The organism is Cohnella sp. (assembly GCF_041640265.1).
Taxonomy (GTDB): domain Bacteria; phylum Bacillota; class Bacilli; order Paenibacillales; family Paenibacillaceae; genus Cohnella.
In genome coordinates, this window is sequence record NZ_JBEQAP010000004.1 from 153,359 (window position 1) to 165,541 (window position 12,183).

At 32.8% G+C, this 12,183-nt stretch carries 12 protein-coding genes; all 12 read left to right on the plus strand.

Annotated features, from left to right (window positions below; all coding sequences use genetic code 11):
* Positions 1 to 4 precede the first annotated feature (4 nt).
* The 12 genes from ACESLK_RS04995 (at position 5) to ACESLK_RS05050 (ending at position 12,155) form a co-directional block, all read left to right on the plus strand.
* Positions 5 to 622 (plus strand): sugar transferase, encoded by a 618-nt coding sequence (locus tag ACESLK_RS04995; protein ID WP_372663107.1) that lies wholly within the window; start codon positions 5 to 7, stop codon positions 620 to 622.
* 15 nt (positions 623 to 637) lie between these two features.
* Positions 638 to 1,369 carry a GNAT family N-acetyltransferase gene (locus ACESLK_RS05000; protein WP_372663109.1) on the plus strand — a complete coding sequence of 244 codons (732 nt, stop codon included), beginning with the start codon at positions 638 to 640 and terminating at the stop codon, positions 1,367 to 1,369.
* Between the two features lie 46 nt (positions 1,370 to 1,415).
* Complete coding sequence (locus ACESLK_RS05005) at positions 1,416 to 2,612, plus strand: glycosyltransferase family 4 protein (RefSeq protein ID WP_372663111.1); 1,197 nt, start codon at positions 1,416 to 1,418, stop codon at positions 2,610 to 2,612.
* 18 nt (positions 2,613 to 2,630) lie between these two features.
* Positions 2,631 to 3,650, plus strand: coding sequence for a polysaccharide biosynthesis protein (locus tag ACESLK_RS05010; RefSeq protein ID WP_372663113.1), 1,020 nt, complete (start codon positions 2,631 to 2,633; stop codon positions 3,648 to 3,650).
* Positions 3,650 to 4,759, plus strand: coding sequence for a capsular polysaccharide biosynthesis protein CapF (locus ACESLK_RS05015; RefSeq protein WP_372663114.1), 1,110 nt, complete (start codon positions 3,650 to 3,652; stop codon positions 4,757 to 4,759). Before ACESLK_RS05010 ends, ACESLK_RS05015 begins: the two co-directional genes overlap by 1 nt.
* 5 nt (positions 4,760 to 4,764) lie before the next feature.
* Positions 4,765 to 5,895, plus strand: coding sequence for a non-hydrolyzing UDP-N-acetylglucosamine 2-epimerase (gene wecB, locus ACESLK_RS05020; protein ID WP_372663116.1), 1,131 nt, complete (start codon positions 4,765 to 4,767; stop codon positions 5,893 to 5,895).
* Positions 5,896 to 6,052: 157 nt separating this feature from the next.
* Positions 6,053 to 7,183, plus strand: coding sequence for a glycosyltransferase family 4 protein (locus ACESLK_RS05025; RefSeq protein ID WP_372663117.1), 1,131 nt, complete (start codon positions 6,053 to 6,055; stop codon positions 7,181 to 7,183).
* 20 nt (positions 7,184 to 7,203) lie between these two features.
* Complete coding sequence (locus ACESLK_RS05030; protein ID WP_372663119.1) at positions 7,204 to 7,749, plus strand: acyltransferase; 546 nt, start codon at positions 7,204 to 7,206, stop codon at positions 7,747 to 7,749.
* Positions 7,750 to 7,805: 56 nt separating this feature from the next.
* The gene (locus ACESLK_RS05035) at positions 7,806 to 8,768 is read left to right on the plus strand and encodes a glycosyltransferase (RefSeq protein WP_372663315.1); all 963 of its coding nucleotides are present in this window, start codon (positions 7,806 to 7,808) and stop codon (positions 8,766 to 8,768) included.
* Positions 8,769 to 8,927: 159 nt separating this feature from the next.
* Positions 8,928 to 10,049, plus strand: a complete 1,122-nt coding sequence (locus ACESLK_RS05040; protein ID WP_372663121.1) for a glycosyltransferase family 4 protein — start codon at positions 8,928 to 8,930, stop codon at positions 10,047 to 10,049.
* A gap of 208 nt (positions 10,050 to 10,257) precedes the next feature.
* Complete coding sequence (locus ACESLK_RS05045; RefSeq protein WP_372663123.1) at positions 10,258 to 11,244, plus strand: O-antigen ligase family protein; 987 nt, start codon at positions 10,258 to 10,260, stop codon at positions 11,242 to 11,244.
* A gap of 80 nt (positions 11,245 to 11,324) precedes the next feature.
* Positions 11,325 to 12,155, plus strand: a complete 831-nt coding sequence (locus tag ACESLK_RS05050) for an ATP-grasp fold amidoligase family protein (RefSeq protein WP_372663125.1) — start codon at positions 11,325 to 11,327, stop codon at positions 12,153 to 12,155.
* Positions 12,156 to 12,183 lie beyond the last annotated feature (28 nt).

Consider the following 12,183-nt stretch of genomic DNA (forward strand, 5'->3'; position numbering starts at 1 on the left):
GGAAATGTATAAAAATTATCTCAAAAGAATATTTGATCTGATTATATCGATACTCGCTCTACCTTTCTGGTTTATTATATTGATTATTATTGGACCAATTATTTATTTTCAAGACAATGGGTCAATGTTTTATAATGCCCCGCGTCTTGGTAAGGAAGGAAAAATATTTAAAATGTATAAATTCCGATCCATGAAAATGAACGCCCCGGACATAAGAAATGAAGACGGATCAACCTTTAACTCAGAAGATGATCCAAGGCTAACTAAGATAGGGAAGTTTATTCGTAAGACAAGTCTAGATGAGACGCCACAACTTCTAAATATTATCAAAGGTGATATGAGTATTATAGGTCCAAGACCAGACTTACCAGTGCACCGTGAGCTATACAAGGGTAATGAGGAACGTAAATTGGAGGTTAGACCAGGTGTTACTGGCTTTAACCAAGCTTATTATAGAAATACAGTGTCTTGGAAAGAAAGAATTCAGCACGATATTTATTATATTGATCACCTATCTTTATGGCTTGATATTAAGATATTCTTAAAAACGGCAGTGTCAGTTTTGAAAAGTGAGGATATATATGTAGTTGGAAAAAGTAAAAAGACAGGCGTGGGGATGTAGGAGGTAGGGTTACTAGTGAAAGATAAAAGCATAGAAAATGCAGTTACCTTCTACGACTTAAAGTGGGATACCGATTTTTTTGGCGTGAATTGCGCCAAAGCTATTCTACATAAACCACTAATGTTAGTTGATTGGAAAGAATTAAGAGAACGATTTAAGGTATATCAATTTATTTCAATAGAGAATCGCAACTCAGAACCTATTAATGCTCAAATGATAGGAAAAGAATCTTCAGCGTTTTTAGCTGATGTAAATATACAGTTTAAGAAACAATTAGTAGGTCCGTATCATAGAACGGAGAATATTCAGATTCATCAAGCGCTAAAGCGAAACGAACGAATTATTGAAATGACAGTATTCCAGTTTTCTAAGTTTACAGAGGATCCTGAGTTAGTTAATCGAGGCGGTAATCAAGTTTACCGGCAGTGGCTGATAAATTCATTTGAGAAAACAGATAAGTATTATGCTTTGTATGAGAATGCAAATGGTGAAATTGATGGATTCCTATTACACTCTTATTCAGATAATTCCTGTATTGTAGAACTTATTGCAGTGTCACAAAATACGGCTAATGGTGGGATTGGCACAAGACTATTTAGAGCAGTAGAGTATGCAGCTCATCTACGTGGTTGTAATGAAATAAGAGTTGGGACTCAGGTGCGAAATATAGGGGCAATTAACTTCTATCAGAAAGTTGGATGTAAACAAGTAGAATGTCATCAAATCTATCATATCTGGAATTTGTAAATGACATAATAGGGGTGCTTAAAAAAAATAAGGAGACTGAGAACAATTGAGAGTATTATATATTGCTACTTCATTTCCAGAACCAAATAAAGGAGCAACAATATATACAGATTTAGCGGAGGCACTATATGAAGCTGGTTATGAGATAACAGTGGCTGTTTCTGAGCAATCAAGGAATAAGAAATCCACAGAATTAAAAAAAGAACGTAATTTTGATGTGCTTCGTATAGTCACTGGCAATTACTATGATGTAGGGCTAATTGAAAAAGGTATAACTACATTAAAAATTCCGGTATTGATGCGAAAAGGCATAACCAAACACCTAGGGCATAGAAAATTCGATATGATTCTATTTGAGGCACCTCCCGTGACGAATGTTGGTTTGGTTGCATGGGCTAAGAAGAAATTCAATTGCCGGGCTTATTTAATGCTCAAAGACATATTTCCACAGAATGCAGTAGACTTAGGCATTATGAAATGTAATAGTTTATTATTTAGATATTTTACGACAAAAGAAAAAAAGTTATATAAAACAGCAGATTTTATTGGTTGTATGTCTTCTGCTAATAAAAACTACGTAGCAGAACACAACCCCTGGTTGGATCCAAAAAAGGTAGAAATATTTCCGAATACTAAAAAACTCATTGATAATATTGAATCCAATGAATCTCCTATACGAGAACGCTACGGTATTCCCAATGAAGCTTGTGTGTTTCTTTTTGGAGGCAATATGGGAAGACCTCAGTATATAGAGCTATTATGTAAGGCAGTTAAGGAATGTAAAGATGATAATGAAATATACTTTCTCTTTGTTGGTAGGGGAACAGATAGATATAAGTTAGAGCAGACAATAAGAGAAAAGGACATAAAAAATGCTCTAGTAATTGAAAACCTACCAAGAGATGAATACGAACAAATAACAAGAGAGTGTGATGTAGGATTAATTGTACTTGATCCACGATTTACAATTCCTAACTATCCATCACGAATTTTATCATATATGGAGTATGCAAAACCGATACTGGCAGCAACAGATAAGGTTACTGATCTTAAAGATTTAATTGAAGAAGCTCAGTGCGGTGAATGGGTATGGTCAGGTGATACTGATGCATTTGTGACTAGGGTTAAAGAGATGGCTGCTAGCAAGGAACTATCAACGATAGGAATAAACGGTCGAAAATACATTGAAGATAATTTTAATGTTAAGAACTCGGTTGATATTTTAGAGAAGCATTTTAAATAAGTTGAAAGAGGTCATAACATGTTCAAAAATAAAACCTTACTAATTACAGGTGGTACAGGTTCCTTTGGAAATGCTGTCATGAAGAAAATCATAGAGACGGATATAAAAGAAATTCGCATATTCTCTCGAGATGAGAAGAAGCAGGATGATATGAGAAAGCTTTATAAAAATGACAAATTGAAGTTTTACATAGGTGATGTAAGGGACTTAGGAAGCGTCAAGAATGCTTTGCATGGTGTTGATTACATTTTTCATGCAGCAGCACTTAAGCAAGTTCCATCGTGTGAGTTCTTTCCTTTAGAAGCCGTTAAAACAAATGTATTAGGGACGGAAAACGTTCTAATTGGCGCAATCGAAAGTGGAGTAGACAAAGTCATTTGTTTGTCTACGGATAAAGCAGCGTACCCTATTAATGCAATGGGAATCTCCAAAGCCATGATGGAAAAGGTGTTTGTTGCTAAGGCAAAAACAGTAGATCCAGATAGGACTCTCATTTGCGGTACACGCTACGGAAATGTGATGGCCTCTAGAGGTTCTGTAATTCCACTATTTATTGAACAAATTAAAAATGGACTACCCTTAACGGTTACAGATCCCAATATGACTAGGTTCTTGATGAGTCTTGAGGAGGCCGTGGAACTTGTAGTATTTGCATTCGATAACGCTGAAGCTGGAGATATCATGGTACAAAAAGCACCTGCATCGACTATTGGTGATCTAGCACAAGCAATTAAGGAGTTATTCAATGCTAATAATGAAATAGTAGTAATCGGTACTCGTCATGGAGAAAAGCTGTACGAAACATTACTTACAAGAGAAGAGCATGTTGTAGCAGAAGATTTTGGAAATTTCTTCAGAGTTCCTTCTGATAAAAGGGACCTTAACTATGATAAGTACTTCGTTGAAGGTGATGAACAGTTAGCATTAGAGGATGAATATAACTCCCATAATACACAGCGACTTAATATAGAACAAATTAAGGATAAGCTCCTTACATTAGAATATGTTCAAGAAGAGCTGAGAGGCTGGAATAAATAGTGAAAATACTTGTTACAGGTGCCAATGGTTTTGTAGGTAAAAACCTGATAGCAGAACTAAAAAATAAGGGCTATTCAGATATATTAGAGTTTACCAGGGCAACGGATAGAGCCTTACTGAATGAATTCACACAAAAATGTGAATTCGTATTCCATCTTGCTGGGGTGAATAGACCTCAAGATGAAAGAGAATTCATGGAGGGGAATTTTGGATTTACGTCTGAACTTCTAGACCTTCTAAAAAAACACAACAATAAGGCACCAGTACTTATTACTTCCTCCATCCAAGCTGAGAAGGATAATCCGTATGGTATGAGCAAGAAGGCTGGAGAGGATCTGTTATTCCAATATAGCGAAGAAACAGGAGTTAAGTCTATCGTATATAGACTGCCTAACTTATTTGGGAAATGGAGTAAGCCAAACTACAATTCTGTTGTAGCGACTTTCTGTCATAACATAGCGAGGAATTTAGATGTTCAGATCAACGATGCTAGTGCTCGAATTGTGTTGAGTTATATAGATGATGTTGTAGCTGAGTTTATTAGAGCTCTAGAAGGAAAAGAAAATAGAGATGGTACCTTCAGTTATGTTTCTGTCACTTACAATATTAAAGTTGGGGAATTAGCAGATAAATTATATTCCTTTAGAAATAATAGGGAGACGTTGATTATGCCTTCCTTAAAGAGCCAATTGGATAAAGCTCTCTATGGCACATACTTATCTTTTCTAGAAGAAGATAACTTCTCGTATAAATTAAAGAAGAATGTTGATAACAGAGGTTGGTTAGCTGAATTTATTAAATCAGACAACATGGGACAAATCTTTATATCGAAGACAAAACCGGGTATTACTAGAGGTAACCATTGGCATCATACAAAGGTAGAGAAATTTCTTGTCATCCAAGGAGAAGCGGTTATTAAGTTTAGAAAAATTAGTTCTGATGAAGTTCTTGAGTATAATGTAAATGGAGAAATACCAGAGGTAGTCGATATACCTGTAGGTTACACTCATTCCATTACGAATTTTGGGAAACAAGATGTCATCACCCTTTTTTGGGCTTCTGAAGTTTTTGACCCTACCAAACCAGATACATATTTTATGGAGGTTTAGTACGAATGGCAAAAATGAAATTAATGACAATTGTAGGAACGAGACCTGAAATTATTAGGTTATCAGAGACAATAAAGGCTTGTGATAGATATTTCGATCATATATTAGTACACACGGGACAGAACTGGGATTATTCGTTAAATCAAGTATTCTTCGATGAACTTAATTTAAGAGAACCGAATCATTATTTGAATGTAGTAGGTGAGCATCTAGGAGAGACAATGGGCAATATTATTGCTAAGTCGTATGAGGTATTATCACAAGAAAACCCAGATGCATTATTAATTCTTGGAGATACAAACTCTGCACTGTGTGCTATTTCTGCCAAGAGGTTAAAGATTCCTATATTCCATATGGAAGCCGGTAATAGATGCTTTGATCAGAACGTACCAGAGGAGATCAATCGAAAGATAGTAGATCATATATCCGATATTAACTTACCCTACACAGAACATAGTAGAAGGTACTTATTATCTGAGGGTATACGACAAGAGCATATATTCGTAACAGGTTCCCCTATGACAGAAGTGTTGCAAAAGAATTTGGGCAAGATAGAGGGGAGTAAAGTGCTAGAAGAATTAGGATTAGAAGCAAGAAAGTATATAGTCGTGTCTGCTCATAGGGAAGAGAATATCGATGATGAGGAGAACTTCCTTTCCTTAATGAATGCTCTTAATCGTATTGCTGAGAATTATCAACTACCAATCATTTATTCAGCGCATCCTAGAAGTTGGAAGAAAATTGAGGAAAGAGGTTTTAAGTTTCATCCATTGATTAGACAACTTAAACCATTTGGTTTTTTTGATTATAATAAACTCCAGTCACATTCGTTCTGTGTATTATCGGATAGTGGTACATTATCTGAGGAAGCAGCAATTCTCGGTTTTCCTGGGGTGCTTATTAGAACTTCAACAGAACGACCTGAAGTTCTAGACAAAGGTACGGTAATAGTTGGTGGTATTTTAGAAAAAGATATAATGCAAGCTGTTGATTTAACTCATGGAGCTTGGAGATTTGACGAGTCAAATGTATTAGCAAATGATTATAAAGATGAAAATGTATCTATTAAAGTTGTGAAAATAATACAAAGTTACACCAAGATAATAAATAAAATTATTTGGGGTAATGTGGTGTGAAAAAAAATACATATTATTTATGAAAGGATGTTCATATTCGCAATTAAGGTATATGCAATTTCAAGTGGTTTTCTAGTCCATAATTCAAGCATAACACAAGTGATAAATAGTGGTTTTTTAAAAATGTTTCACAAAACAATTAGTGTGAATATATTACATGGGAAATGCGGTGTTTAAAATGGTGAAAAAAGTTCTAATGGTAGCGCCATTTGATACCAAAGGGAGATTTAAAGGTGGAATAAAATATATTGTAGATTCTATCATTACTGAAAAGGAGTATATAGAAAACAAAAACATCGAGATTGAAACTTATGATACTTGTGTGATCAAACGTAGCAAAAGTGTTGGTGGGCAATTAAGTGTCGAAAATATACGTAATTACTTAAAGTTGAGAAAAGGAATCAAAGAAAAAATAAAAGCCACTGAATACGATACACTATATTACCACTCATCTATAAAGTGGGCGCTTTTGAAAGATTTATTAATAATTCGTTCTCTCAAGAAAAAAAACAAACAATTAAAAGTAGTATTACATATTCATTTTGCAGAGTACAGTAAGATAATGTTTTCTAATAGAACGGTTAATGATTCTATAATAACAATATTAAATAAGCATGTTAATAAAGTTATATTCCTATCGGATAGAACAAAAGAGACGTTTGTTAATCATGGATTATCGCTCGAAAGAACTTCTTGCATTTATAATTTCCATACTGTTAATCTGGATGATATCTCTGTAAATAATAAGATCAGTAATATTATTCATAGCGAGCGTATTAATTTTACATTCATGGGTTCAATTGATAAAAGAAAGGGAATATTAGATTGCTTGATGGCTTTTAAGGAATGTGATTTTGGCTACAAATTCAATATTTGTGGCACTATAGGTAACCCAAATATTGTAAATGATTTTAATGAATTGGTTAATAGCCAAAGCGGTGAAATTATAAGGCATGGATACGTTTCTGGTCAAGAAAAACTAAATATTCTTCTTGAGACGGATGTATTATTGTTACCATCATTTGGAGAAGGAATGCCTATTGTTATATTAGAAGCAATGGCTGCGGGCTGTTCAATAATTACAACAAATGTAGGAGCCATAACGGAAATATTAAAAGAAGAAAATGGTGTAATAATTATACCAGGAGATAACAAAGAATTAAGCTCTTCAATAATTAAATTAAATAAAGATAGAACAATAATAAAACATCACATGGAAAAAAATTTTGCAGTATCAAACCAGTTTTCCATATATACTTTTCTAGATAAGGTATGTAGCATATTGTAATTTAGAATGAGAGGGAACTCATGGAAAAGTTAAACTATATAATGCTTGTGATATGTAGTCTTATCAGAAAAATGTTTATGGGTGCTATATATGGACGCGGGATACATATAAATTGGTTTACGCTTATCCACCCGAGTGCCACTATTCGTTTATTTGGAAAAAATTCAAAAGTTGTAATTGGAAACAGAGTATATATAAGAAACAATTCTGAAATCGAAGCATGCAACGGAACAATAGTATTTGAAGATAACGTTTTCATAAATAAAAATTGTATGATAGTATCTATGAAGAAAATTTTTATAGGATCAAATACTACAATAGCTCCTGGAGTAATGATATATGATCATGACCATAACTTTTACAATATTACCAAGGAAAAATATATCTGTAAAGCGATTGAAATTGGGAAAAATGTCTGGATTGGAGCCAATTGTGTGATACTAAAAGGTGTTACGATTGGTGACAATGCGATTATTGGGGCTGGGAGTGTTGTTACAAGAGATGTTGAAAAGAATTGTTTGTATGTCGGTAATCCAGCTATTAAAGTTAAAACAATAAAGGTCTAAACGTATCGAACTGTCACTCTTTATTATAATAAAGAAGGAGTGTTAAATGAGTGGACATGTTAGTAAGTGTTGTTATGAGTACCTATAATGAAACAGAAGATGAATTAAGAAAAGCAATAGATTCTATATTGAATCAAACATATCGAACATTAGAATTTATTATTGCTATAGACAATCCAACCAATGTAGATATCTCCAGAATATTACACGAATATAAAAACAAAGATTCCCGTGTGATTATTCTTAATAATAAAGAAAATCTGGGGCTAGCTATGAGTTTGAATAGATGCTTGGACGAGGTGAAGGGTGAATATATTGCACGAATGGATGCAGATGATATTTCGTTTCCAGATAGAATCGAAAATGAACTCAAGTTTTTGTGTGAAAACGGATTTGACATGGTTGCTACGGATATTGAATTAATAAATGAAGAAAATAAGGTGTTGGCGGATAAAATCTCATACGCAAGCACTGATACAGTGAAAAGAATTCTGAGATATAGTAACTGTATAGTACATTCCACTGTGATGATTAAATCAGAGGTAATAAAATCATTTAATGGTTATAGAAGCATAAAGTCAGCAGAGGATTATGACTTATGGCTTCGATTACTTACCTCAGGTTATAAAATTGGGATAATAAATAGACCACTAATAAGTTATAGATTAAGAGCAAATGGAATATTACGCAGTGATAAATTTGGGCAGCATTTGAGTACCCAATATGTGAAACAACTTTATAAATTCAGAAAGAATAAAAAAAATATTGATCCCTTTAGTGAGGAAGATATGAAAGCATACTTAGAAGAGCATGGATACTTTAATGTGGAATATAAAAGGAAATATGAAAAGTGTTGCAATTTGTATGTTATTGCGAAAGAAGATATAGAGACTCACAAATTTATTAGAGGATATTGGAAATTAATCAAGTCTATGTGTTTACATAAAGATAGGAGATTATTAGCAATCAATATTATCCATCGTAAAATAATGAGTATATACATTCAGTATGTTCATTAAATTAAAACAACGACATATATCTTTTCGGGCTGCGGACGGTTCGACCACACCAACAACCATATCATGTGACTGATAATTCTTTAAGCTTTTATCTAGCTTTCCTGATTAAATAGAATTTACTTGAGCTGAACTTACAAACTATTATACGAGGAGTAAAGAATGAAAAAGATCATATTTTATATTTCTGATTTATATAAAGGCGGTGCCCAGAGAGTTATAACAAACTTGAGTAACTTTCTTTCATGCAAGTACGAGGTTACAATTGTAACAACGGCGTATTGTCAGAGTAAATATGAACTGAAAACATCAGTTAAACACGTGTGTTTAGATGCTTCATATCAAGATGTAAATGATAATGTAATTATCAAGAATATACGTAGAAATAGGAAAATTATTAAATTTATTAATTCGTACAACCCGGATGTGGTTGTTACTTTTCTAGATAGAGAAATATATAGAATACTTAGTGTAAGAAGATTTATTAATGTACCTATCATTGTATCTTTTAGAAATGATCCTAATGTGGACTACCAATCAAAATTGAAAAAGCTTGCTATAAAGTATTTAATACGCAATGCTGACGGAGTTGTCTTTCAAACTGCTGAAGCAAAAAAGTTTTTTGAAACGAAGTTAAATAATAATAAGAGTACAATTATACCAAATCCATTAAATGAAAATTTTTTAGTATCTCGATATAAAGGCGAAAGAGATAAGGTGATTGTTGCAGTAGGAAAGTTATTTCCTCAGAAAAATCATAAATTATTAGTAAAAGCGTTTAAGCGAATTGCTGATAATTTTCCTGACTTCAACCTAATGATATACGGAGAAGGGGATTTAAGGGTTGAATTAGAAGGGTTAATAAGAGACTTGGAGCTTGAAAAAAGGGTTTATTTGCCCGGCATTAAGGATAATATATTTGACTATACATATAGAGCATCCCTTTTTGTTTTATCCTCAGATTATGAAGGTATATCGAATGCTCTAATGGAAGCTATGGCAGTAGGTTTACCAGTTATCTCTACTGATTGTCCTTGTGGTGGTTCAAGTTTCTTGATTAATGATGGTATAAACGGCTTATTAGTTCCTGTGGGTAACGAAGAAAAATTAGCAGAAGCAATGTTTAAGCTTTTGTCAGATGAGGGATTATCGAAAAAATTGGGAATGAATGCAAATAAAATAATTGAGAATTTAAAGCCAGACAAGGTGTATACTCAATGGGAAACGTTTTTAAAGCTTTATGAGAAAGGAACAGATAATGGTAGATTCTCGCGAAAGAGGTAATGGGAAATTTCTCGATATTACTGCAGTGATTTTTATTATTTCAACATATATATTCGCAACTAACCCCGACTTTAATCTAGTATATAGAGTATCTTATATTCTTTTTTTTGTAATAATACTTTTTAATAAATTGATACATACTAAAAAGTTCGAGATTTCTTATCATACAATTTGGATGATAATTGTGTTGTCTTTTTATATTACCTCAATGTTATGGTCTGACGAACCCCAATATAGAATTATATTAGAAATGGGAATAAATTTATTTGTTGTGACTGCACTTGTGAGTTATGCAAGTAGTAAAGATAAAGTAGAAGTGATAATTAAAGGCAATGTTATTGCAGGTATCATATTTATCGGATATCTCTTATATGAAGTTGGGTTTGATAATCTATTACAGATTAAATACAGGCTGGTTCTAGAGTATTATAATTCCAATGCAGTGGGAATTTTCTTGGCAATATCAAGTATCAGTGCTACATATTTATATTTCAAGAATAAAAAAAATAGTTATTTAGTGTTGATTGCTGTCTTTTCAGTTGTGATACTTTTAACTGGATCAAAAAAAGCTATATTTTCATTAGTATTTGGCATTGCTCTATATCTATTATTTAGAGAAAAAAGAAAGAAAAAAGTGTATTTAAATATAATACTTGTGTGTGCCTTTGTTGGCTTGATAATGTATTTGTCATTCAATGTTGACTTCTTTTACAGAATAATAGGTAGTCGAATAGATGCATTGAAGGATACGATTTTCAATAAAAAAATTGATGAGTCAGATGGAAATAGAATAATGATGATAAGATATGGTATCGAGTGGTTTAAATATAATCCAATAATAGGTCACGGTGTTGGGAATTATGAGGTAATGTTAGCTAGAACGATTGGGATGGAGACATATTCACATAATAATTATATAGAATTACTGGTTGGTGTAGGAATAATAGGCTTTCTAGCTTACTATTCTATGTATTGGTTTATAGCCAGAAAGTTGATTGTTATCCGTAAAATGGATAAAGACCTGATAGCATTTGCGATGTCAATTTTTTTTACGTTGGTTATTATGGAAATTGGATTGGTTTCATATTATTCGACAACTAATCAACTAGTAATAGCGTTGGCGTTCGTTATAATACGGATTGTTGATCCAACTAAAAAAAGAATGGTCGCTATTAAAGGTGGTATTACTAAGTGAAAAATAATTATTTCCTTAATTCATTAAAGATTCCCAGTAAGTTACTGATGTACTTGGAGAGCAAGGGTTATCTTAGATGGATGAACGACGAAATACACCTTCAGTTCATGTATTGGGTCAGGATTGGGAAAAGATTAAACCTAAATAAGCCCAAAAGCTTTAACGAGAAACTTCAGTGGTTAAAACTATATGATAGAAATCCAATATATACTCAATTAGTTGATAAATATGAGGTGAGGAGGTATATAACTAATGTTATAGGTGAAAAATATTTGATTCCATTATTAGGAGTTTATAATGATTTCGATGAAATCGATATCGAAAAATTACCGGAAGCTTTTGTGTTGAAATGTACGCATGATTCTGGTGGGCTTTTAATTTGCAAAGACAAAAAGTCATTAGATCTAGAAGAAGCAAAAGTGAAATTTAATAGGTGGTTAAAACGAAACTTTTATTTTAATAGTAGAGAGTGGCCTTATAAAAATGTTGAGCCGAGAATCATATGTGAGGAATTCAAGTTAGATGAGTCAAGCACAGAGCTTAAGGACTATAAGTTCATGTGTTTTAACGGAGAAGCAAAATGCTTATTTGTTTGCTTAAATAGAAATTCTCCCAACGGACTAAATGTGGATTTTTATGATATGGATTGGAATCCTATGCCATTTGAACGGCATTATTTAAATAGTAAATCTATTATTAATAAACCTAAAAATTTCAAAAAAATGGTAGAATTTGCAGAGAAGCTTTCTAAAAACATTCCATTTGTTAGAGTAGATTTTTATGAGATCAATGGTAATTTATTTTTTGGTGAGTTGACCTTTTACCCTGGTTCTGGATATGAAAAGTTTAAGCCAGAATCATTTGATTATCTGCTAGGTAGTTGGATTGAATTACCAACAAAACAATTTTAAAAATTGGAGATTTGTTATAATGTACCTC